Genomic DNA, 23608 nt, shown 5'->3' on the forward strand with positions numbered 1-23608 from the left:
GGGCCGGTCACTCCAGCCCGGCTTCCTTGCAGGCGTCGGCGTAGGCCGGCGTGCAGATCTCCTGGACCGTGTACAGACCGTCCTTGACGACCGTGTCCTTGATGTTGTCCTTGTCCACCACGACCGGCGTCAGCAGGGTGGCCGGGACCTCCTGGCCACTGCCGCTGGTGACGGTGACGGGGGTCAGGTCGTCGGGGAGCGGCTTGCCCTCGGCGAGGTTGACGGCCATGGTGGCGGCGATGTCGGCCTCGGGCTTGTACGGCTTCTCGATGGTGATGGTCTGTGTGCCGAGCAGGATGCGCTGGATGGCGTCGAGCTGGGCGTCCTGGCCGGTCAGCGGCACGTTCATGCCGGCCGACTTGAGGGCGGTGGCGATGCCGGCGGCCAGTCCGTCGTTGGCCGAGTAGACGCCGACGATGTTGTCCTTGCCGAGCGCGCTGATGGCACCGGACATCTGCTGGTTGGCGTTGTTCGGGTCCCAGTTGGGGGTGTCGTACTCCTTGCCGATCTTCACCTTGCCGTCGAGGACCGAGTGGGCGCCGGCCTTGAACTCGGCCGCGTTCGGGTCGGTGGGCGACCCGTTGTGCATGACGATCTGGCCGCTCTCGGCCTTGTCGCCGAGCGCGTCGAGGAGCGCCCTGCCCTGGAGCTCGCCGACCTTGCGGTTGTCGTACGAGACGTAGGCGTCGACCGGGCCCTGGGCGAGCCGGTCGTAGGCCACGACCTTCACGCCGGCCTCGTTGGCCTTCTCCACGGAGGACTGGATCGACTTGGCGTCCACGGCGTCCAGGATCAGCACCTGGTCGCCCTTGGCGAGGGCGGTGTTGACCTGCTGCTGCTGCGTGGTCGCGCTCTCGGCCGCGTTGTAGTAGTCGATCTGGGCGTCCGGGGCGAGTTCCTTGATCTTCTGCTCGATGTACGGCCGGTCGAACTTCTCGTACCGCGTGGTCTTGCTCTCCGGCAGCAGCAGTCCGATCTTGATGTCCTGCTTGGCCTGCCCGGGCGACGCGCCTGTCGTCGTCGCCACCACGCCCAGCGACAGGGCCACGGTCGAGGCCACCGCTATCGCGCCTCGCAATGTACGGGTCATGGGAGGCTCCTTTCGCGCGCCTCGACCCGCCCCACGGACCACGGGACCGCGGGGGCGCGGGCGCACCTTCGGCCTATCTCTCGACACTAGACCCAACGCGGGGGCCGGACCATTCGCCCCGAGGGACCGGCGCGGAGCGTGAGCGGACGGGGCCGGACGGTGGCCGGACCGGCGGGCGCGGGAGCCGGCCGGTGTGCGGGGCGGCCTCGTCACCGCGCGGGATCGCCGCCCAGCCTGCGGCGCTCGCGGCGGTCGGGGTGGCGGACGACGATGCCGCCCGCGCCACCGGAGCCGGTCAGCCGGATCAGCGGGGTTCCCGGGAGCCGGTCGGGCGTGGTCCGGTCCTTCAGGCCGCCGACGCCGGGGTCCACGCCGCCGGTGTCCGCGGCCCAGCCGTCGGGGATGACGACGGTGACACCGGACGTGTCCCCGTACACCTCCACCGCGACCTCCGCGAGACGGCACTCGACCCGCGTGAAGTCGAGCTTCACACCCCCCACGCCCCCGTGCGCGATCACCCGCCCGGGGACCTCCCAGCGCCCGGGCCCCCGGGATGCGCCGTACAGTCCGCCCTTGAGCACCAGCGGAGGCAGGCTCTCCGCGGTGACCGGCTTCGGCAGATCGGCGGTCACCACGGCCAGTTCGGCGCGGGTCCTGGACGTCAGCGCCTGTTCCAGTCGCGCGTCCAGTTCCCCGAGATCGATGCGCCCCTCGGCCGCCGCGTCGCGCAACTGCTCGACCACCGCTTCCCGTTCGGCGTCCGAGGCGCGGAGCGCTCCGGTGGGGACGGGATCCGGAAGGGGTGACGCGGGCTGGGCGGTCATGATCGCAAGGATAGGCGAACGCCCCCTCCGGGCGGGCGGATTCAGGAGCCCACGCACGTTCCCGCCGTGCCGGGGCTCACGCCGTGGACGGGACCGGGTCCGGGAGGGGCGGGGACCCGATCCGGTCGCGGACGGCTCGCCGGGCCTGCGGGCTGGCCGACCGGGCCGCGTACACGGTGGCCGTCGCCGCCCTCGACCCCGTCGGGGACGCCGGCACCGACGGCGTCGCCGCGCTCACCGAGGCGCTCGGCCACCTGCCGGCCGTCTCGTTCGCCGTCGCCCCCTGCGCCGGCGACGAGGCGGCGGCCGTCGTCGCCCACGAGGACGACACGGCGGACGCCGTGAAGGAACGCCTGCGCGAGGTGGCGCCGCTCGTCGAGGCGTGCCGGCCGGGAAGTGCCTGGCGGGTCGGCCTGAGCACACCGGTCACCGCGCCCGCTGCCCTGAACACGGCGCTGGCACAAGCCCGTTACGCCCTCGCGGCCACCCGTGTCACTCCCCTGCCGTCCCCCCGTGTCGCCGGCCTCGGCGACCTCGACGGACTGGCCCTGCTCCTCGCCGGCGTCCCGGCCGGCATCCGGGAGATCTACCGCGGCACCGTCCTCGCGCCGCTCCTCGGAGCCGTGCGGGGCTCGGGCGCCATGCTCCTGGAGACGCTGGAGGTGTTCCTGGCGCACGACGGCTCCTGGGCGCGGACCGCCGAGGCCCTCCACGTCCACGTCAACACGGTCCACTACCGGGTCGAGCGCATCGAGGCGCTCACCGGCCGGGACCTGTCCCGCCTCGACGACCGCCTGGACCTGCGCGCCGCGCTCCTCTGCGGCTGAAACGGCTCCCGGAGGGAGCGGTCAGGGCAGATCGATGTGCACGCTGGTCGACTTCACCCGGGCCGTCACGGTGACGCCGACGTCGAGCCCCAGTTCGTCGACGGCCTCACGGGTCACCAGGGACACCAGCCGGTGCGGCCCCGCCTGCACCTCCACCTGCGCGGCGACCTCGTCCACCCGCATCCCGGTCACGATCCCCACGAAGGAGTTCCGCACCGAGGTGGACACGTCGCCCTCCGGGACGGCGTGCGGCCCCGCCCCCCGCTCCTGGGCGAAGGCGGCGAGGGCCACCCCCTCGATCACCCGTCGGCCGGCCCCGTCGCGCACCATGGCCAGCCTGCCCCCGTCCGCCCATCGGCGAACGGTCTCCGAACTCACTCCGAGCAGCTGCGCGGCCTGCCCGATGCTGTACGACGGCACGCCCGCACTCTAGGCCACGCCCGCACCCGGGCGCCGCAGGAGTCCGGGTGCGGTGACGGCAAGCCCTCGGGCGGTGTTCACCGGACGGCCAGATCCCGACCGCCGGAGGTTCGGGTCGGACACATATCCATAACGGGTCTGGACCAAGGAGGCCCGCCCCGGCACCCCCGTCGCCGGAGGAGGGCTCCCGCTCGCGAAGGGAAGTCCCCGTGGATCGCCGATCCCTCCTCACCACCACCGCCGCCACCGGAGCGGCCGGGCTGCTGGCCGCCGGGCAGACGCCCGCGGCCGCCGCGCCCTCGACGGCCGGCTCCCCCGCCCGGGGACGCGGACGGCAGGAACGCCCGGTCGCCACGTTCAACGTCATCAGCGACATCCAGGGCGACCTCCGCGACCTGGGCGTGGCCATGGAGGACATGCGCGTCACCAACCCCGGCAGCGCCGGCCTCGCCGTCGCCGGCGACCTCACGCCGCGCGGATACGACTTCGAGTACGCGGCCCTGGCCGCCGAGTTCCGGAAGCACTCGCGGCCGTCGGCCGTCGCCTGGGCGATCGGCAACCACGAGTTCTACGTGCCGAAGTACCGGGACCCCGACACCCTCGCCCAGGCCACGTGGCCGAACGGCACCACCGAGGACTCCCTCTTCCGCAGCTTCTACCGCTTCGCGGGCCGCGGCGAGGTCTACGCCGAGCACTCCTTCGGCGGCATACCCGTGCTGAGCATCGGCACCGAGAAGTACATGCACTACCACGACCCCCAGCTGTGGGACGAGGTCTGGCTGAGCGACGCCCAGTTCGCCTGGCTGGAGGACCGCCTCGCCCACTGGGCCCGCCGCCGCCGGCCCGTCATGGTGATCACCCACCACCCGCTGCCGAACACGGTCTCCGGCAGCCACAACAAGCTGTACGCGCGGGACTACCTCCAGGCCGAGCGCCTCCTCGGCATCCTCGGCCGGCACCCCGACGCGTTCCTCTTCTGCGGACACACGCACTGGGACCTGGCGCTCTCCGACTGGTACGTCCGCCGGGTCGTCCCCGGCACCGGCAACCTGGACGGCTTCAACGTCCTCAACACCGGTGCCGTCCAGACCGGTTACACGGACAACGGCAGCGGCGGCGAGGTGGCCGTCCCCGGCACCTTCAACCAGGGCCTCCAGGTCTCCGTGTACCAGGACCGGGTGAAGGTCTCCGCCCGCGACTTCGCCACGGGCACATGGATCAAGCAGGTCACCGTCCCCCTGAACACCCACCTGTGACGGTCCCTCCTCCGCGCGTACGGGGAAGAGGGACGGCCGGGCGGAGGCGTACGGGCGGCTCCGGTCAGGGGATCGTGACGGCGTCGAGGGCGTCGCGGGTGGGCAGGGTCTCGGCGGCGCGGCCCTGCTGATCGCCGTTCCCGAAGCTCTGGGACAGGAGCCCGAGCCCGGGGAGGGTGTTGCCGACGCTGTCGGCCGACGCCACCCCGGCGGAGGCGAGGACAGCGGTGGCGGCGACGGCGGCGGACGCGAGGACACGGCGGTGGAAGATCGTCATGCCGGGCTCAACGACGCGGGCCACAACAGGGCACGGCGCGGGCCCCGCTCACCCCTGCCCCCTGGCGCGAGGCGCGCCGGGCGGAACGCGCCGGAACGGTGCCGCCCCGCACCGGAAGCGCGGTTCACCCGCGGTCGCCGGCCGCCTGCCCGGCGGTCTTCGCGTCCTTGACGGGCGGCCGGGGGCCGCGGGGAGGCACGGCGCGCTTCCAGCCCGGCGCCCAGGCCGAGGGCGCCTTCGGCGGGGCTCCCGCGTACCCGCGCCCGGAAGCCGGGGACGAGGACGTCGTCGCGGAATCCGGGAGCGAGTCGCAGTGCGGTTCCCTGCCCCCGGCCTGACCGGCAGACCCCTTACGGCCCGGAGCCTCCACGGCTCCGGCCCTGCCCGGGACCTTCTCGTGGGGGTGGCAGGGCGGCCCGTCCGTCCGGGGCGGCCGTGCGGAGGTACGGGGATCGAGGGGTGCGGCGGTGGCGCGGGAGGACGACGGCGACGAGGAGCCCGGGGACCCGGACGACGGGCTCGCGGGCCCCTCCGGAGGCTGGGGGACGGCGGTGACGAGGCGGGATCCGGGCTCGCGGCTCTCGGTGTCGCCGAAGGGGCCGACCGGGAGGACCGCGGCGACGGCCACGCCCCCCAGGGTCAGGCTCGCGGCCAGGGCCGAGAGCGTGGCCCTGAGCGAGCGTCCCACGCGGCGCTCCGCCGGCCGCCAGTCCTCGCGACGCCGGGTGCGCCGGGACACGTGCAGCCCCGCGTCGCGGGCCGTCCGGAACGCGGCCACCGCGGCTCGGGCCGAGGCGTCGTCCACGTCGGCGGGCCGCAGGGCTCCGGCCAGGTCCGCCGCCATCTCGTCGTGCTCCCGCATGCCGCGCTCGCCTCTCATCCCTTGAGTTCCTTCGCGAGCCGTCGCAGTCCGCGGTGCGCGGCGGAGCGTACCGCTCCGACCCGCTTTCCCAGTACCCGGGCCGCCGCGGGTCCGTCCAGCCCGACGACCACCCGCAGCAGCACCGCCTCGGCCTGGTCCCTGGGCAGGCCGGCGACCAGGGCCAGGGCCTCGGCGGTGGACATCGCCTCCAATGCCTCGCCGGCCGTCTCGCGCGGGGCGGGAACATCGAGCACGCCCGGTTCGAGGGGGGTCGTCGACGGCCGGGAGCGCAGGCGCCGGAGATGGTCCAGCGCGCGGTGGCGGGCGATCGTCGCGGTCCAGCCGCGGAACCCCGCACCGTCGCCCCGGAACCGACCCAGGTCCCGGGCTATCTCGAGCCAGGCGTCGGAGGCCACGTCCTCGGCGGACTCCCCGACGAGTCCCCGCAGATAGCCCAGCATCCCGGGCTGCACGATCCGATAGGCATCGGCGAACGCCTCGTCGTCACCGGCCTGCGCGCGCTCCACCGCGTGCTGCAGAGCGGCGTCGTCCGGCCTCAAATGATCTTCCTCTGGTCTTCCCGCGTCACGCTGTCCGGCGGATCACCTTACGCGGCCGCGGACCCGCGGCCGCCGGTGGTGCGCCGCGACCCCGGCGGGACCTGCGCCCGTCGAGGGATCAACAGGTAGAACTCGTAGGCGGATTCACCGCGACCCGCCTCGAATCGATTGACGACCTTGCCGAGCGGATTCCACGCTCGTCCGTCAGGTGTCCGGACGCCGACCGGCTGCCGGAACAGCTCGGACGTCATGTCGTCGAAGTCCTCCCAGCGGGCGCGCGTCCGGCGGACGATCACCTCGCCGACGTACGCGCCGAGTTCGTGGAGGACCGGTGCCGCGGCGTCCGGGTCGCCGGCTCCGCTCCGCAGCCCGTCCACCACGCGGTCGACGATCCGCAGGCTGGCCGCGGAGAAATCGAGGGGCAGCCGTGAGCGCGCGGTCGCGCGGGAGGCGAACGCGGCGGCGTACCGGCTCATGTCGGCGGCTCGCAGCCGGCGGCTGGCGTGGTCCATCGGTTCCACCCTTCGTGTCCGGACCGGCGCGCTCTCCGCCGGTCCTCCGCGGTCCTCGGGAGGCGTGCGTTCTCCACGTCTCCCGGTGAACAAGCGGAGCCGGACTCCGGATCATCACGGGGGCGGTCTGTGATCATCGTCATACCTGGTGACTTCCGTGACCGGAGGCGCCGCGAGCGGGACCCGCCGGGCACCCGAGGGGGCCCGGCGGTGCGGTGCCGACCGGTCGTCAGCCGGCCGGGCCCGAAAGGGCGGTGCCGGCCGTCGCGTCAGTTTCCGGTGGCGTGGGCGGAGGCCCCCGCGGCCGTGCGGATCTCCGGGAGCGCCGCGTACAGGCTCGCGCCGGGGCAGAGCGTGGCGTAGCCGTCGCGGTGCCCGGAGACGGTGTGGAGCGTGGCGGCCTGGCCCTTCGTCCAGACGCCGGTGTCGGCGGCGGCGGTGAGCGTCACCCGCGCCTCCGGGTCGACGCCGTGGAGACCCAGCTTCCACGCGGCGAGGTCGGCGATGGCCCGCTGGGCCGCCGCCGTCGGCGTGCCGCCGCTCTCGTAGTCGCCGAGCAGGGAGATGCCGGACGAGTAGCCGTTGAACCCGTAGGTGTGCGCACCGAGGACGGGTCGGTCCGTCCCGCCCGCGCGGCCCTCGAAGACCGTGCCGCACTTGTCGACGAAGAAGTTGTAGCCGACGTCGTTCCAGCCGTTCGTCTTCACGTGGAACGTGAGGATCGCGCGGATGATGGCCGGAGAGTCGGCGCAGGCGTAGTCGTTCGTCCCGGCGGTGTGGTGGACGAAGACCGCGTCGACCTTGTTCAGGTACGAGGGCGCGTTCTGGACGAGCGACTCGTCCGCACCCCACTCGGCACGGCTGACGACGGCGGGAGCGGCCGGCGCGGCGGAGCCGGTGCCGGAGGTACGGCTCGGGGTGGTGGCGGGCCCGTCGGTGGAGTCGGCCGTCGGGGAGCCGGTGGGGTCGTCCGTCGGGGCGGCGGTGGGGTCGCCCGTCGGGGCGGCGGTGGGGTCGCCCGTCGGGGCGAGGGTGGGGTCGCCCGTCGGGCCTTGCGTCGGGTCCGTGCCCGGGGCGGATCCGGTCGGGGTGGCCGAAGGAGCCGGGACCTCGGAGGTGCCGGCCGCGGTCGTCGGCACCCCGGTCGGCGCGGGCTCTGCGGAAGCGGTCTGCGAGGTGCCGGAGGAGGTGGTGGGCCCGGCACCCTTTCCGGCGCCGTCGCTCCTGCCCTTGCCCTTGGCCTTGACGGGCTCGCCGGGGTCGATCATGTCCAGGCGGAGCGCGTCGGGCACCGCGGTCTCCCCGACGTCGGCGACCACCCGCGCCTCGACCCCGTCCGACGGGCCGACCCACAGCGGCTCCGACGCGCCCCGCACCTCCGCCTCCCCGCCTTCGGTGGACTCCGGTGCCCGTACGCCGAAGTCGAGGTCGCGCCATGCGCTCCAGGCCCCGGTGGCCGCCTCGCGGGTACGGATCTGGGCGGTGCCCTCGAAGACGTCGCCGCTGTTCTCCCACGAGACGCCGACGAGCGAGAACGTCTGCGTCGCGGTGCGCGGGAGCGCCCGCCGCTTCGGGTCCTCGCCGCCCAGTGCCAGCGCGTGCGCCGTCGCCTGCCGCGTCCCGTCGCCGGGCACGACGTCCTCGCCGCTCGCGGAGGCGGCGACGGCGGTCACGCCCGTGCCTCCCAGGACGACGATTCCCGCCGCGAGCCACGTCATGCGCTTCTTGCCGTTCGCCCGCCTGGCGCGGGCTCCTCGAGGACTCATGTCCCCTCCCTCGTACGCAGCTGATCGATATACGCGGCCGGTCGCCCACGGCTGTTCATGCCGTGGTACGGAAAACGAGGGAAGGACGTAAGAATTCGGAGGCCCTTCCTTTTCCCTCCCCTTCCGGCCGGCGGCAGTCCGGATCGTATGACGGTCCGTACAGCGCAGCGGTTATACACGATGAGCCGTTCCGGTGCACCTGCGTACGCAAACCGGACGGTGAAGGCTTTAACCGACGCTCATGAGGCCGGTGAGCTGGGCGAATCCAGGGTCCAGGCCCGGCGCTCCGGCGAGATGCCGATGCCCGCGTGTTCGCAAGCGAACGGCGCAATCGGGCGATCGACACCCCTTCCGGGCGTACTGCCGTCCCTTATGTCGCCATGATTGACGGGGCATCAAAAGGCTGATTAGAAAGCCGACTGCGCCTCCGCGAGTTCGCGTCTTTCCTGCTTCTCGCGGTCGGCTCGCATGGCTCCCAGCCGGGCGGAAACATCCGCTCCGGCTCGTTCGGCGTGCCCATTTCGCGGACAGCGGTGCGGGCGCGCCGATACCGAAAGGTCTCGTGGTGAAAGTTCCGCACAGGAGACTCCTCTCCTGTCTGGTCGTATCGGCGGTGGCGGGCACGCTGCTGCCGCAGGCCGCCTATGCGGCTCAACCGTCGTCGACGGACGACGACACCGGTGTCTTCGACACGATCGCCGGGTGGTTCTCGGACGACGAGGAGCCACCGGCCGCCGCGCCGCCGCCCGTGGGCGGGGCGCTGGAGATAGCCAGCCGGGAGAAGCTGCCGAAGGGCGAGAAGCTCCCGAAGGCGAAGCGGGTCGGGGAACTGACGGCCCGCCGCACGTCGCAGGCGCGCTTCTGGCAGCTCTCGGACGGCCGGATCGAGGCCGAGCTGACGGCGGTACCGACGTCGTACCGGTCCGGGACGGCCTGGAAGCCGGTCGAGACCACGGTGCGCGCCACCCGGGACAAGGGCTTCGACTTCGCCAACACCGCGAACGCCGGCAAGAGCTGGTTCGGCTCCGACGCCGACCGGTTCATGCGGTTCGAGGCGGAGGGCGGCGGGGCGGTCACGTTCGGCCTGGCCGGCGCGGGTGCGCTCACGCCGGAGGCGAAGGGCGACCGGGTCGTCTACAAGGACGCCGTGTCCGGCGCGGACCTCTCGTACCGGGTCGGCAACGGCCAGGTGAAGGAGGACATCGTCCTCTCCGGACGCCCGGCCGGACCGGTGTCGTTCACCTTCACCCTGGACACCGAGGGCGGTCTGACGCCGAGGGCCCGCGAGGACGGCTCCATCGCCTTCTTCGGGGAGGCCCCGGGCACCCCGGTCATGGTGATCCCGGCGCCGTACATGACGGACGCCAGGAAGGACCCGCAGTCGGTCACCGGCGGCACGTACAGCACCCGGGTCACCCAGAAGCTGAGCCGTGACACGGACGGCAAGGGCTGGAAGCTGACCGTCACACCGGACGCGAAGTGGCTCGCGGCGAAGGAACGCCAGTACCCGGTCGTCATCGACCCGACGATCACGATCACGCCGATCGCCTCGGTCTCCGAGGACACGATGGTCCTGTCGGACCAGCCGGCGGTGAACTTCAACAACAGCTGGAAGCTGTCGGTCGGCAAGACGGACACCGGCATCGCCCGCTCGCTGATCAAGTTCCCGCTGAGCGAGATCCCGGCGGGCGTGAAGGTCGACGCGGCCCGCCTCAGCCTGTACTACGACCAGTCCCACACCACCAACGGCAACGCGGTCGCCCTGGAGGCACACCGCGCCACGGGGGCCTGGAGCGAAGCGGGCGCGACGCCCGCGACCTGGTCCAACACCAGCGCCCTCGTGGGCGAGCTGTCCGGGACCACGGTGCAGCTGGACGACGGCGACGCCGGCACGGCGGCGGTCGGCGAATGGCCGCGGGGCACCACGACCGGCGGTGCGGCGACCAACGACGACTACGCCTCCAACAAGAACGCGCTCACCGGCGAGTCGTACGCCTGGCAGCCCCGGGTCGCGGAGACCGACACCTACCGGGTGGACGTGCACTATCCGGCCGCGGCGGACGCGGCCACGGCCGCCCCGTACACGGTCACCCACAACGGCGGCACCAAGAACTACACGGTCGACCAGACCGGCACCGGCGGAGTGTGGAAGACCCTGGGCACGGCGGAGCTGAGCTTCGCCAAGGGCAACGCCGGGAAGATCGTCCTCGGTGACACGGGCTCGGCCACGACCCGCGCGCTGGCCGACTCGGTGCGCCTGGTGAACCCGGCCGAGATCACCAAGGCCGCCTGGGACTACAACAAGTGGCACGACTTCCCCGTCGCCGACACGGTCCAGAAGTGGGTGTCCGGGACGGCCGTCAACCACGGCTTCGTGCTCAAGGCCAAGGACGAGTCGGGCACCGCCCCGCTGGGCGGCCCGCGCTACGAGGCGGCCGACGGCAACACCTACGGCGGCGAGACCTCCACGTACCCGCGGCTGACCGTGACCTACGGGGCCGTCGGCACCTCGCTGAACTCTCCGACCGTGGTCCACTCCACCGGTCCTGAGCTCTCATGGCCGGCGTACGCCAACACCAGCGGGGACAGCGGTCTCGACATCGCGGAGTACCAGCTGCACCGCTCCACGCAGCAGGTCTTCACCCCGTCCGCCGCGACCCTGATCGCCCCGATCGCCTCCACCACGACGGCGTACACGGACACCACGGCGGTGCCGACCCCCGACTCCTCCTCCAGCGAGATCGGGAAGTCGTACTACTACCAGCTCGCGGTCAAGGCCAAGAACGGCCAGCTCCTCGGCTCCCCGACCCGCATCGTCGGCATCCCCAAGGCCGGCCGGACGATGAGGATCATCCAGGCGGGCCAGGCCGACACCACGCTCTCCTCGCAGCAGCCGACCGTCAACCACGACGGCCTGGTCTCCGGCAAGGCCCAGACCTGGCTGAGCGTCGGCAACAACTCCGGCACGTACGGCAAGACCCGCGCGGCCCTGAGGTTCCCCACCACCGCCATCCCCACCACCGCCACGGTGCTGGAGAACAAGATGTACCTGTGGGGCGCGGAGACCACCAGCACGACCAACGGCGCGATCTACGAACTCCACGCCCTGAACCGGGACTTCACCGAGACCCAGGCCACGTGGAACAACGCGAGCTCGACCACCCCGTGGACCACCGCGGGCGGCGACTTCTCCGCCACCGTCTCCGACACCGTCCCGCAGATCACCGACGAGGTCGGCCGCCACTGGTGGGACGCCACCGGACTCATGCAGTCCTGGGTCAAGACGCCCGCCGCCAACAAGGGCGTCCTGGTCAAGCTGAAGGACGAGACCACCACCGGTCCGCAGGAACGCACCCTGTTCCTGTCGTCCGAGGCGTCCGACCCCCAGCTGCGGCCCTACATGCAGGTCATCTACGTCGACTCGACCACCGAGGACACGTACTACGCGCCGACCACCCCGGCCCGGATGACCCCGAACACCACGTACACGGTCGAGTTCACGGTCACCAACACCAGCTCCGCGGCATGGGCCGCCGGTGAACGCGAGCTGTCGTACACCTGGAAGCTCCCCGACGGCACGGACGTGACGACGGGCGGCAACCAGCTCAGGACGGCGGTCCCGGCCCTGCTGCCCGGCAAGTCCGCCACGATCCAGGCCAAGGTCACCACCCCGGTCAACTCGGACTCCGGCAACAAGCGCGACGAGTACGTGCTCGGCTGGGACGTCCGCAGGATCTCCGACGGCAGCTGGCTCTCCGCCGGCACCGGCGGCATCCCGTCGCTCAAGCAGAACGTCGCGGTCGAGGACCCCACCTCCAACAGCCTCGGCCTGGAGAAGTTCTACAGCTACACCGGCAAGAACACCGGCGCCGGATCCACGCTGATGAACAACCTGGCCTCCGGCAACAGCGTCTGGCAGTACAACGCCTTCACCAACCCCGGCCGTGGACTGAGCACCTTCGTCCGCTTCGCCTACAACTCGCAGGACACCTCCGACACGGTCGCCGGACACGGCTGGTCGATGCAGGCCGCGGGGCCGATCCGGCTCGGCGCGCCCCTCGACCTCCACCCCAACCCCGACCCGACGGAGATCCGCCTCCCGGACGGCGACGGCACCACGCACGTCTTCCGCAAACAGGCCGACGGCACCTGGAAGGCCCCGGCGGGCGTCCACTACAAGGTCACCATGAAGGCGGGCCTGGACTGCAAGCCCTCCAAGGACCCGGTCCCCGACGCCTGGACGCTGACCCGTCCCGACGGCACCCGGTTCCTGTTCGGCTGCGACGGCTACCTGACCTCCACGGTGGACAGGAACGGCAACACGCAGACGTTCACCTACGAGGAGCGCAGGTCCAACAACAAGCCGACCAAGTTCCTGACCTACATCACGGACCCGGCCGGCCGTCAGTCGCTCACCGTCGAGCACTACAAGAAGGGTGACGCGTCCTACGAGTACATCGACGGCTCGGGCGCGAAGGTCACCGGCTCGAACCTGAACAACTCCAAGATCTACGACCACGTGAAGTCCATGAAGGACGTCTCGGGCCGCACGATCGCCTTCCACTACACCGACAAGGGCCTGCTCGGCCGCATCACCGACGGCGCCGGCTCCACCCAGCCCAAGGTCTTCTCGTTCACCTACGACGCCACCCAGGGGAACAAGAACGTCAAGCTGGTCAAGGCCACCGACCCGCGCGGCAACGCCACGAACCTGGCCTACTACGCGCCGCAGGCCGGTGACGACCCGAAGTACCACTGGTGGACCAGGACGATCACCGACCGTCTCCAGGGCACCACGGGCTTCGCCTACGCGGTGAACGGCGCCAACGCCAAGTTCACGGACACCGAGGTCACCGACGCCGAGTCCCGCGCCACGGACTACGTGACGGACGACTTCGGCCGCCCGGTCCAGACGACCAACGCCACGTCGCAGACCACGAAGATGGCGTGGGACGCCGACAACAACGTCACGTACATGGAGGAGGCGAACGGCGCCAGGACCGCGTACTGCTACGACCAGAAGACCGGCTACCCGCTCTGGTCGCGTGACGCCGAGAACAACAAGGGCGGTGTGCCCGCGCCCGCCGAGTGCGCGCCCGGCACCTTCCCGGCGGACGCCCAGCGGTACACCTACCGGACCCGCCTCGACGGCTACTCCGCCGACCTCGCCACCAAGACGTCACCCGAAGGCCGCACATGGCAGTTCGGCCACGACACCTACGGCAACGTCACGACGGTCACCGACCCCAAGGGCGTCGCCACCGCGACGGCGGGCGACTACACCACGTCGTACGCGTACGACTCCCACGGACAGCAGACCGAGGCGACGGACGCCAACGGCAACCCGACGACGTACGGCCAGTTCGGCCCGACGGGCTACCCGGCGACCATCACCGACGCGCTCGACCAGTCCACGGCGTTCGTCTACGACGCGCGCGGCCAGGTCACCGAGGTCACCGACGCGCTGGGCAAGCGGACCACGCAGACGTACGACACGTACGGCCGCCCGCTGGTCAGGACCGTGCCCAAGGACCAGGCCGCCGGTGTCCTGATCACCACGCCCGCTCCGGTGTACGACGCCAACGACAACGTCACCTCCTCCACCGCGGTCGACGGGGCCGTCTACACGGCGGTCTACGACGCGGCGGACCAGGCCGTGTCCACCACCGAACCGAAGGACACCGCGGGCTCGGCGGCGCGGACCACGGCCTACACCTACGACAGGGCCGGAAACGTCCGGACCGTCACCGAACCGAAGGGCACGCTGACGGCGGCGGATCCCTCCGACTTCGTCACCACGCTGTCCTACGACGAGATCCACCAGCTCACGACGGTCGTGGACGCCGCCGGGGACAAGATCTCCTACGGCTACGACAACGTGGGCAACGAGACCCTGGTCGTCGATCCGAAGAAGAACGCCACCGCCGACACCACCGACTACACCGCGAAGACCGCCTACGACCTGAACCACCGTGTCGTCTCGGTCAGCGACGCCGCGGGGAACACCACCCGGCAGTCCTACGACAAGGACTCGCTCGTCGTCTCGACGACGGACGCGGAGAACAACACCACCACCTTCACCTACGACGAGCGCGGCATGCGCAGCGAGGTCGCGGTCCCGCACAAGGACACGACCCCGGTCACCCACCGGACCACGAAGTACGAGTACGACCAGGTCGGCAACACCACCAAGGTGATCACTCCGCGCGGCGCCGGCACCCCGGCCGCCGACGACTTCGCCTCGCGGACCGAGTACGACGCGCTGAACCGTCCGGTGAAGCAGTTCCAGCCCTACGACCCGGGCGACACCCGCTACAACGACCCGAACGTCTTCATCCGGACCTCCTACGACGCCGTGGGCCGCGTGGCCACGTCCTCGCTGCCGCCGTCGGAGGGGCAGACGGTCCGCAACGACACGGACTACAGCTACTTCGACAACGGCTGGACCAAGTCGTCCACCGACCCGTGGGACATCTCCACGACCTACGACTACGACGAGCTGGGCCGGCAGACGGCCCGCACGCTCACGTCCGCCGGTGGCTCCTCGAACCGGACCATGACGTGGTCGTACTACCCGGACGGCAAGCTCCGGACCAAGGCCGACGACGGAGTCCCGGTCGGCAGCGCGGTCGTCCTGGTCGACAACTCGGACAGCCGGCACACCTCCGCGACGGGCACCTGGAACAGCGGTGACCTCACCGGCCAGCACGGCTACGACCACCGCACCCACGCCGCCGGCGCCGGCACCGACGCCTTCAGCTGGAAGCTCACCATCCCCCGGGACGGCACCTACACCGCGTACGTGAAGTACCCGAAGGTCACGGGCGCCACGACGTCGGCGAAGTACACGGTCGAGCACGCCACCGGCACGGTGGACGTGACCAGGGACCAGACCGCCGCGACCGGGACCTGGGTCAGCCTGGGCTCGTACGCCTTCACCCGCGACGGCGCCGCCGGAGTGAAGCTGGCGCAGAGCAGCGGCGGCACGGTCGCGGCCGACGCGGTCAAGCTCGTCCGGGACACCGCGGGCGAGACCGACACCGAGAAGCACAGCTTCTCCTACGCGTACGACGTCAACGGCAACATGACGTCGATCGACGACACCTCCTCCGGTGCGAAGGTCGACGCCTACACGATCGCCTACACGGGCCTCAACCAGGTCCAGAAGGTGACCGAGGCCCTGTCCGGCCAGGAGAAGCGGGCGACGTCCTACACGTACGACGCCAACGGCCTGACCGAGACGATCACCCATCCCGACCAGCACTCCGCGTACGCCTACGACGCGCGTGACCTGGTCAGGACGGTCACGGTCGGGAAGACCGCCACGGACACCTCGCCCAAGGTGACCTCCTACACGTACACCCCCCGCGGCCAGAAGCTGAAGGAGACCAAGGCCAACGACAACACCGTCGACTACGGCTACTTCCTCGACGGCGCGCTCCGGTCCACGGCGGAGAAGAAGCCGAACGGCACCCTCGTCACCTCGCACACCTACGCCTACGACGCCAACGGCAACAAGGCGCAGGACGTCGCGAGGAAGATGAACGCCGACAACCACGCGGCGTACCTGGACTCCACGACCGACTACACCTACGACCCGGCCGACCGGCTGGCCAGGTCGGTCAAGACCGGCAACGGCGCGGGCACGGAGACGTACGTCCACGACGACAACGCCAACGTCATCAGCCAGACGGTCAAGGGCACGTCGACGACCTTCCACTACGACCGCAACCGGCTCCAGTACGCGTCCGCCTCGGGTCTGACCGCCGACTACACCTACGACCCCTTCGGCCGCCAGGAGTCGGTCACCAGCGGCGGGCAGGTCGTCTCCCGTACCGTCTACGACGGCTTCGACCATGTCGTCGAGTCCCAGAAGATGGACGACACGGGTGCCCTGAAGTCGACCACGTACGCCTTCGACCCGCTGGACCGGACCACGTCGAAGACGGCCGCCGGCAAGACGACCGAGTTCACCTACCTCGGCCTGTCGAGCGAGGTGCTGACCGAAGAGGTCGCCGGCGAGCTGACCAAGTCCTACCAGTACAGCCCGTGGGGCGAGCGGCTCTCCCAGATCAAGCACGACGCGGACGGCACGACCGAGGACTCGTTCTACGGTTACAACGGCCACACCGACGTGGAGACGCTGACCGACGGATCCGGCGACACCAGGGCCACCTACGGCTACAGCGCCTACGGTTCCGACGACGCCTCCGAGTTCACGGGCGTGGACAAGCCGGACCCGGCCGCTCCGGGCGAGGAGTACAACCCCTACCGGTACAACGCGAAGCGCTGGGACGCCCAGTCGGGCACCTACGACATGGGCTTCCGCGACTACGACCCGGGCCTGAACCGCTTCACCACGCGCGACATGTACAACGGGGCCCTGGCCGACATGGGCCTCGGCAGCGACCCGTACACGGGCAACCGCTACGCCTTCACCGGCGGCAACCCCGTCAGCCGTGTCGAGCTGGACGGCCACTGCTTCGGCTGGGGCTGGTGCGAGGACGCCGTCGACGCCGGCGGGGAGGCCCTGGACTCCACCCTGGACTGGGTCGACCACAACTCCGACGCCCTGCTCGACGCGGGCGGCAGCCTGCTCGAGATGGCCGGTGGCATCGGCTCGATGGCCGGCGGTGCCACGCTCATCGCCGGATCCGTCGGCGTGTGCGTGGCGGGTGCGATCCCGACCGTCGGCACCGTCTGCATCGCCAGTGTGGCCGGCGTGGCCGGCGGAGCCTCCCTCATCACCGCGGGGGCGTTCCTCTCCGTGCACGGTGCGATGGGGCTCGGAGACAGCATCGCGCGGATGGAGAGCACCGGCGGAGGCGGCGGTGGCTCCGGTTCGTCCACTCCCGAGGTGGGGTCCCAGAACCCGGACATCACGTGGAGCACGAAGGAGTACGACGGCTGGCAGCACACCCTCGACAGGCACCGGGTCGGCGGCAAGGAGTACGACCCGGAGGACAAGGGCGCCTTCATCGGCAAGGAGAAGAAGGTCAAGGCATGGATCCAGCAGGTCGTGAAGAACAACGAGGCGCAGAAGAACACCGACGGCCGTGACGGCTGGGTGTACGAGGGCCGGGTCAATGCCGGCTCCAGCGGCGTCGGAATTCTCAGCGACATGCAGAGCCGTGGAATGTCCCACAAAACGGCTTACGGGATCAAGGTCATCCTCAATCCTGACGGAAGCCTGCGGACGGCACACCCGATTCCGTAGTCGCTCTGCGTGATACCGTCCCCTCCACCCCTGTGCCCGGCGGAATATCCGCCGGGCACAGGCGGCCGACCGGCCACAGAATCGAAAGGTTTTCACCCAGCGATGTTTCTCCTCGAATTCGATCACGACTCGGTCAGGGAGCCTTCGGAGAAGCAGGCGGCCGAGCTGGCCACGACGAGCGAGATGAACCTGCGCTACGGATATTTCGAGGCCAGGATGTTCGTCACGGCGACGGGGTTTGAGACCGAGCGGCTGAAATCCCCTCTTCTCGACTTCGCCCACTGCGCTCTCCTGGCGGCCCGGTCCGTCTCCGCCGGACAGCCCGGCCGCATCAGTTTCACCGAGAGCAGCCTCCTGATCGAATTCATTCCTTCGGGAGAGGACCTGAAGGTCCTGCGATCGTGGGACCCCGTTCCCGGCACGTGCGGGACGACCGATTTCCTGGATTCCGTCCACCGTTTCTCCGCCGATGCGCTGAGCATCGTCGACGAACGCCATCCCGAATTCCGGCGGAACGCGTACCACGAGACCCTGATCCGCATGACCGACGAAATCGCCCCGCCGCGCGGCGCGTGAACCGTCGGCCCGGGCCGAGCCCGGGCCCCCGGCAGCCTCGGGCGTGCGTTCGCCCGACCGCCCGGACCGCCCGGACCCCGGGGTGGTCCGGGCGACTCACATGACCAGGTGCCCGAACACGCCCGCGACCACGACGCCGGCGTCGAGGACGAGGAAGCTGAGCACCGTCATGAGGGCGAGCTGCGCGCCCCGCCCGGGGCTCCATGCCGTGGCTGTCGACGGCGACGAAGACCGCGGCGACGGCCACCTGCGGGAACCACCCCAGCATGACCCCGTCGAGCAGCACGTCCACCCGGTGATCGTTCCCTCCCAGCGCGGCAGGCCCCCCGGTGACGGGCCACCGGAAGGCCGCCGGTCCGTCCGCGGCACCGACACTCGCCCGGCCCCGTCCGCATCTGTGCCCGGACGGGGTCGGGCGTCGATAATTTCGCCATGCTGCGCAGACTCACCAGGAGGTATCCGTGAAGATGCTCATCAACGTCCCGGAGACCGTCGTCGCCGATGCCCTGCGCGGGCTGGCCGCCGCGCATCCCGAGCTGACCGTGGACGTGGAACGGCGGGTGGTGGTGCGGAGGGACGCGCCGGTGGCCGGGAAGGTGGCGCTGGTGTCGGGGGGCGGCTCGGGGCACGAGCCGCTGCACGCGGGGTTCGTGGGGCCGGGGATGCTGGACGGCGCCTGTCCCGGAGAGGTCTTCACCTCGCCCGTGCCCGATCAGATGGTGCGGGCCGCGGCCGCGGTGGACAGCGGGGCCGGGGTGCTGTTCGTGGTGAAGAACTACACCGGGGACGTGCTGAACTTCGAGATGGCCGCCGAACTCGCCGAGGACGAGGGCATCCAGGTCGCCAAGGTGCTCGTCGACGACGACGTGGCGGTGACGGACAGTCTGTACACGGCGGGGCGGCGGGGCACCGGGGCGACGCTCTTCGTGGAGAAGCTGGCCGGGGCGGCGGCCGAGGAGGGCGCGCCGCTGGAGCGGGTGGAGGCGCTGGCCCGGCGGGTGGTCGCGCGGTCGCGGTCGTTCGGGGTGGCGCTGAGCGCCTGCACCACGCCCGCGAAGGGCAGCCCGACCTTCGACCTGCCGCCCGGGGAGCTGGAGCTGGGCGTCGGCATCCACGGCGAACCGGGGCGGGAGCGGCGCGGGATGATGACGGCGCGGGAGATCGCCGAGGCGGCCGTCGACGCGGTCCTGGACGACCTGCGGCCGTCGGATCCGGTGCTGCTGCTGGTGAACGGGATGGGCGGGACGCCGCTCCTGGAGCTGTACGGGTTCAACGCGGAGGTGCGGCGGGTGCTGGACGCCCGCCGGGTGCCGGTCGCGCGGACGCTGGTCGGGAACTACGTGACCTCGCTCGACATGGCGGGGTGCTCGGTGACGGTGTGCGCGGCGGACGAGGAGCTGCTGCGGCTGTGGGACGCGCCGGTGTCGACGGCCGCGCTGCGCTGGGGACGGTGAGCGGGCGATGACGGAGACCTACGGCGCCGCGTTCGTGGTGCGCTGGATGGGAGCGGTGGCGGAGGCGGTGGACCGCGAGGCCGGCCGGCTGACCGAGCTCGACGCGGCGATCGGCGACGCGGACCACGGCGCCAACCTGCGGCGCGGGTTCACGGCGGTGGCCGGGACGCTGGCGGAGGAACCGCCCGCGACACCGGGCGCGGTCCTCGTCGCCGCCGGACGGCAGCTGATTTCCACGGTGGGCGGGGCCTCCGGCCCGCTGTACGGGACACTGCTGCGGCGGGCCGGCAAGGCGCTCGGCGAGGCCGGTGAGGTCACACGGGCCGAACTCGCTCAGGCGCTGGCGGCCGGCGTCGCGGCCGTCGGGCAGCTCGGCGGGGCCGTCCCGGGCGACAAGACGATGCTGGACGCGCTGACCCCCGCGGTGGCGGCCCTGCCCGAGTCCTTCGCGGCGGCCCGCACCGCCGCCGGGGAAGGCGCCCTCGCGACCGTCCCGCTGCGCGCCCGCAAGGGGCGGGCCAGCTATCTCGGCGAGCGGTCGGTCGGACACCAGGACCCGGGGGCGACGTCCTCCGCCCTGCTGTTCGCCGCGCTGGAGGAGGTGGCGGCCGGATGAGCGCGGACCGGGTCGGCATCGTGCTGGTCTCGCACAGCGCGGCCGTCGCGGCGGCGGTCGCGGAGCTGGCGCGGGGACTCGCCGGCGGCGGCGACCTGGCACCGCTCGCGGCGGCGGGCGGTGCGCCCGACGGCGGGCTCGGCACGAGCGCCGACCTGGTCACCGCGGCCGCGCGGGACGTCGACGCGGGGGCCGGGGTGGCCGTCCTGGTGGACCTGGGCAGCGCGGTCCTCACCGTGAAGGCGCTCCTCGCGGAGGGCGACGAACTCCCGGAGGGCACACGGCTCGTGGACGCCCCCTTCGTGGAGGGCGCGGTGGCCGCCCTGGTGACGGCGAGCGCCGGCGGCGACCTCGCCGCGGTGACGGCCGCGGCCTCGGAGGCGTACGGCTACCGCAAGGTCTGACGGGCCCCGGCGGCGGATCCGGTACGGGGACTCCGCAGCGCACGTGACCGACCCCGCATTGTGATGAAGCAGGTCAACACACTAATGTCACAGCGCCTTGGTGTTCGGGAAACCGGTGCAGTACCGGTGCGGCCCTCGCCACTGTGATCGGGAGGTCCGGCTCCATCCCCTCGGGGAAGCCACTGCTCCGCCGCGGGAGACCGTCGCGGGGTGGGAAGGCGGAGTCGGGCGTCACTACCGTCAGCCAGGAGACCGGCCAGGGCGCGTTGTCCATCCACGAGGTGCTGGAGAGGGTCTCCCGATCATGCATATCGCCGAGGGGTATCTGCCCCCCGTCCATGCGGCCGCCTGGGGCGTCGCGTCGGCCCCGTTCGTCGTCCACGGCGTCCGCGCGCTCACCCGCGAGGTGCGCGCCAACCCCGAGTCCACCCTGCTGCTCGGCGCCTCCGGCGCCTTCACGTTCGTCCTGTCCGCGCTCAAACTGCCGTCGGTGACGGGAAGTTGTTCCCACCCGACGGGTACGGGGCTCGGTGCCATCCTGTTCCGGCCGCCGATCATGGCGGTGCTCGGGACGATCACGCTGCTGTTCCAGGCGCTGCTGCTCGCCCACGGCGGGCTGACCACGCTGGGGGCGAACGTCTTCTCGATGGCGATCGTCGGGCCCTGGGCGGGATACGGCGCCTATGTGCTGCTGAAGCGGTCCGGAGCGCCGCTGATGGTGAGCGTGTTCTTCGGCGCGTTCGTCGCCGACCTGTCGACGTACTGCGTGACCAGCGTCCAGCTGGCCGTCGCGTTCCCCGACCCGGGCAGCGGCATCGCCGGTTCGCTGGCGAAGTTCGGCTCCATCTTCGCGGTGACGCAGATCCCGCTCGCCGTGAGCGAGGGGCTGCTGACCGTCCTGGTGGTGCGGCTGCTCACGCAGTCCAGCAAGGGCGACCTGCTGCGGCTCGGCGTGCTCGCCCGGCCGAAGTCCGAGCGACGCGAGGAGGCGGCGGCGTGATGAGCCGGAACGCGAAGATCAACACCCTGCTGCTGGCGCTCGTGGCGGCGCTGGCGGTGCTGCCGCTGGCGCTCGGTCTCGGCGACCACAAGGAGGAGCCGTTCACCGGCGCCGACGCGGAGGCCGAGACGGCGATCACGGAGATCCGGCCGGACTACGAGCCGTGGTTCAGCCCGCTGTACGAGCCGCCGTCCGGCGAGATCGAGTCGGCGCTGTTCGCCCTCCAGGCGGCGCTCGGCGCCGGTGTCCTCGCCTACTACTTCGGGCTGCGGCGCGGCCGGAGGCAGGGCGAGGAGCGGGCCGCGGCCCGCGAGGAGAGCGGCGCCCCGGGCGCGGGCGCGGACGCGTAGCCGCCGATGCTGCCGATCGACGCGGCGGCGCACAGCAGTCGCTGGCGCCGCCGCCATCCGGCGGAGAAGGCCGTGCTCGGCTTCGGCCTGACCCTCTGCGCGGTGTGTCTGCCGCCGTGGCCCGGGGCGCTCCTGGTCGCGGCGGCCACGCTCTCCGTGCTGCTCGGCCCGGCCGGTGTGCCGGGGCGGCAGCTGTGGCGGGCCTTCCGGATCCCGCTGGGCTTCTGCGTCACGGGCGCCGTCCCGCTGCTGTTCGCGGTGGGCGGGCCCGGCGGCGCCGTGGCCTGGGCTCCGGACGGGCCGGCGCACGCCGGGGAACTGTTGCTGCGGACGGCCTCGGCCTCGCTGGGCGTGCTGCTGTTCGCGTTCACCACGCCGGTGTCCGACGTGCTGCCGCGCCTGGTGCGGGCCAGGGTGCCGGCGCCGGTGGTGGACGTGGCCCTGGTGATGTACCGGATCGTGTTCCTGCTGCTCGACGCGCAGGCCAAGGTGCGGCAGGCGCAGGCGGCGCGGCTCGGGGCGACGACCCGGGCGGCCGTCTGGCGGTCGCTGGCCGGGCTCGGCGCGACCTCGTTCGTGCGGGCCTTCGACCGGGCGCAGCGGCTGCAGACCGGTCTGGCCGGGCGCGGCTACGACGGGACGCTGCGGGTGCTGCTGCCCGAGGCACCGGTCTCCCGCCCGTTCCTCGCGGCGACGGCCGGCCTCCTCGCGGGGCTCGTCGCCCTCACCCTCGTACTGGAAAGGTTCCTGCCATGACGGCCCCCACCCCGGTCGTGGAGTTGGTGCGCGCGGGTTTCGCGTACGAGGACGGGCCGGCCGTCCTCACCGATGTCGGCTTCGCGGTGACGGAGGGCCGGGCGATCGCGCTGCTCGGGCGCAACGGCGGCGGGAAGACGACGCTGCTGCGGCTGCTGAGCGGCGGGCTGCGGTGCGGTTCCGGGGCGCTGCTGCTCGACGGGGCGGAGGTGGCGTACGACCGGAAGGGGCTGACCCGGCTGCGGACCTCGGTGCAGCTGGTGGTGCAGGACCCGGACGACCAGCTCTTCGCCGCGTCGGTGGCGCAGGACGTGTCGTTCGGGCCGATGAACCTGGGGCTGCCGGAGGAGGAGGTACGGCTCCGGGTCGCGGAGGCGCTGGAGGCGCTGGACATCACCGCGCTGGCGGACCGGCCGACGCACCTGCTGTCCTACGGGCAGCGGAAGCGGGCGGCGATCGCGGGCGCGGTGGCGATGCGCCCCCGGGTCCTGATCATGGACGAGCCGACGGCGGGTCTGGACCCGCACGGCCAGGAGCGGCTCCTGGAGACCCTGGAGCGGCTGCGGGCGGCGGGCACGACGGTGGTCATGGCCACGCACGACGTGGACCTGGCACTGCGCTGGGCCGACGAGGCCGCTGTCCTCTCCCCCGCCGGGCTGCGCACCGGGCCGGCCGCCGAACTCCTGGCGGACGAGGCGCTGCTGGACGCGGCACGGCTGCGGCGCCCCTGGGCGGTCCCGGTCGGGCGGCTGCTCCGCGCGCAGGGGCTGCTGCCGGAGGGCGCGCCGGTCCCGCGGACGGCGGAGGACCTGGACGCCCTGCTGGACCGGGTGGGCTGAGC

Annotated in this window: 19 protein-coding genes and 1 riboswitch; of the genes, 11 read left to right on the top strand and 8 right to left on the bottom strand. The window is 72.0% G+C overall.

From position 1 onward, the window contains the following. Positions 1–7: 7 nt before the first annotated feature. Together ACFVU3_RS30030 and ACFVU3_RS30035 are read right to left on the bottom strand one after the other, a co-directional pair. Complete coding sequence (locus ACFVU3_RS30030; RefSeq protein ID WP_390071094.1) at positions 8–1090, bottom strand: substrate-binding domain-containing protein; 1083 nt, start codon at positions 1088–1090, stop codon at positions 8–10. A gap of 209 nt (positions 1091–1299) precedes the next feature. Then, a complete protein-coding gene (locus ACFVU3_RS30035) occupies positions 1300–1914 on the bottom strand; it encodes a DUF1707 domain-containing protein (RefSeq protein ID WP_390071095.1) in 615 nt (204 codons plus the stop codon). Between the two features lie 83 nt (positions 1915–1997). Here ACFVU3_RS30035 and ACFVU3_RS30040 point away from each other — a divergent pair, with 83 nt between their 5' ends. Next, positions 1998–2741, top strand: coding sequence for a PucR family transcriptional regulator (locus tag ACFVU3_RS30040; RefSeq protein WP_390071097.1), 744 nt, complete (start codon positions 1998–2000; stop codon positions 2739–2741). Between the two features lie 21 nt (positions 2742–2762). Here ACFVU3_RS30040 and ACFVU3_RS30045 read toward each other — a convergent pair whose 3' ends face one another. Further along, positions 2763–3161 carry a molybdopterin-binding protein gene (locus ACFVU3_RS30045; RefSeq protein ID WP_390071099.1) on the bottom strand — a complete coding sequence of 133 codons (399 nt, stop codon included), beginning with the start codon at positions 3159–3161 and terminating at the stop codon, positions 2763–2765. Between the two features lie 209 nt (positions 3162–3370). Here ACFVU3_RS30045 and ACFVU3_RS30050 point away from each other — a divergent pair, with 209 nt between their 5' ends. Beyond that, positions 3371–4417, top strand: a complete 1047-nt coding sequence (locus ACFVU3_RS30050) for a metallophosphoesterase family protein (protein WP_390071101.1) — start codon at positions 3371–3373, stop codon at positions 4415–4417. Between the two features lie 64 nt (positions 4418–4481). Here ACFVU3_RS30050 and ACFVU3_RS30055 read toward each other — a convergent pair whose 3' ends face one another. The 5 genes from ACFVU3_RS30055 to ACFVU3_RS30075 form a co-directional block, all read right to left on the bottom strand. Then, on the bottom strand, positions 4482–4694 hold the full coding sequence (locus tag ACFVU3_RS30055; protein WP_390071103.1) for a hypothetical protein: 213 nt from the start codon (positions 4692–4694) through the stop codon (positions 4482–4484). A gap of 124 nt (positions 4695–4818) precedes the next feature. Then, positions 4819–5574, bottom strand: a complete 756-nt coding sequence (locus ACFVU3_RS30060; RefSeq protein WP_390071105.1) for a hypothetical protein — start codon at positions 5572–5574, stop codon at positions 4819–4821. Further along, complete coding sequence (locus tag ACFVU3_RS30065; RefSeq protein ID WP_390071107.1) at positions 5571–6116, bottom strand: RNA polymerase sigma factor; 546 nt, start codon at positions 6114–6116, stop codon at positions 5571–5573. Before ACFVU3_RS30065 ends, ACFVU3_RS30060 begins: the two co-directional genes overlap by 4 nt. A gap of 47 nt (positions 6117–6163) precedes the next feature. Further along, positions 6164–6628 (bottom strand): hypothetical protein, encoded by a 465-nt coding sequence (locus ACFVU3_RS30070; protein WP_390071109.1) that lies wholly within the window; start codon positions 6626–6628, stop codon positions 6164–6166. A gap of 269 nt (positions 6629–6897) precedes the next feature. Further along, the gene (locus ACFVU3_RS30075; protein WP_390071111.1) at positions 6898–8394 is read right to left on the bottom strand and encodes an N-acetylmuramoyl-L-alanine amidase; all 1497 of its coding nucleotides are present in this window, start codon (positions 8392–8394) and stop codon (positions 6898–6900) included. 1567 nt (positions 8395–9961) lie between these two features. Here ACFVU3_RS30075 and ACFVU3_RS30080 point away from each other — a divergent pair. From ACFVU3_RS30080 to ACFVU3_RS30120, 9 genes are all read left to right on the top strand, one after another. Beyond that, positions 9962–17611 carry a DNRLRE domain-containing protein gene (locus ACFVU3_RS30080; RefSeq protein ID WP_390071167.1) on the top strand — a complete coding sequence of 2550 codons (7650 nt, stop codon included), beginning with the start codon at positions 9962–9964 and terminating at the stop codon, positions 17609–17611. A gap of 102 nt (positions 17612–17713) precedes the next feature. Next, complete coding sequence (locus ACFVU3_RS30085) at positions 17714–18187, top strand: hypothetical protein (protein WP_390071113.1); 474 nt, start codon at positions 17714–17716, stop codon at positions 18185–18187. 461 nt (positions 18188–18648) lie between these two features. After that, positions 18649–19641: a dihydroxyacetone kinase subunit DhaK gene (dhaK, locus tag ACFVU3_RS30090; protein WP_390071114.1), complete on the top strand. Its 993-nt coding sequence runs from the start codon at positions 18649–18651 to the stop codon at positions 19639–19641. A gap of 7 nt (positions 19642–19648) precedes the next feature. Next, positions 19649–20257, top strand: coding sequence for a dihydroxyacetone kinase subunit DhaL (dhaL, locus tag ACFVU3_RS30095; protein WP_390071116.1), 609 nt, complete (start codon positions 19649–19651; stop codon positions 20255–20257). Next, entirely contained in the window at positions 20254–20661 is a 408-nt protein-coding gene (locus ACFVU3_RS30100) for a PTS-dependent dihydroxyacetone kinase phosphotransferase subunit DhaM (RefSeq protein ID WP_390071117.1), read from the top strand. Before dhaL ends, ACFVU3_RS30100 begins: the two co-directional genes overlap by 4 nt. A gap of 53 nt (positions 20662–20714) precedes the next feature. Continuing rightward, a riboswitch (cobalamin riboswitch) is annotated at positions 20715–20937 on the top strand. 28 nt (positions 20938–20965) lie between these two features. Further along, complete coding sequence (locus ACFVU3_RS30105; RefSeq protein ID WP_390071119.1) at positions 20966–21661, top strand: energy-coupling factor ABC transporter permease; 696 nt, start codon at positions 20966–20968, stop codon at positions 21659–21661. Beyond that, positions 21661–22011: an energy-coupling factor ABC transporter substrate-binding protein gene (locus ACFVU3_RS30110; protein ID WP_390071121.1), complete on the top strand. Its 351-nt coding sequence runs from the start codon at positions 21661–21663 to the stop codon at positions 22009–22011. Before ACFVU3_RS30105 ends, ACFVU3_RS30110 begins: the two co-directional genes overlap by 1 nt. A gap of 6 nt (positions 22012–22017) precedes the next feature. Then, positions 22018–22767: a cobalt ECF transporter T component CbiQ gene (gene cbiQ, locus ACFVU3_RS30115; protein WP_390071123.1), complete on the top strand. Its 750-nt coding sequence runs from the start codon at positions 22018–22020 to the stop codon at positions 22765–22767. Continuing rightward, positions 22764–23606, top strand: coding sequence for an ATP-binding cassette domain-containing protein (locus ACFVU3_RS30120; protein WP_390071124.1), 843 nt, complete (start codon positions 22764–22766; stop codon positions 23604–23606). The genes cbiQ and ACFVU3_RS30120 overlap by 4 nt, the downstream gene beginning before the upstream one ends. The last annotated feature ends 2 nt before the right edge of the window (positions 23607–23608 follow it).

The organism is Streptomyces sp. NPDC058052, from assembly GCF_042885515.1.
In the GTDB taxonomy this organism is placed as follows: Bacteria; Actinomycetota; Actinomycetes; order Streptomycetales; family Streptomycetaceae; genus Streptomyces.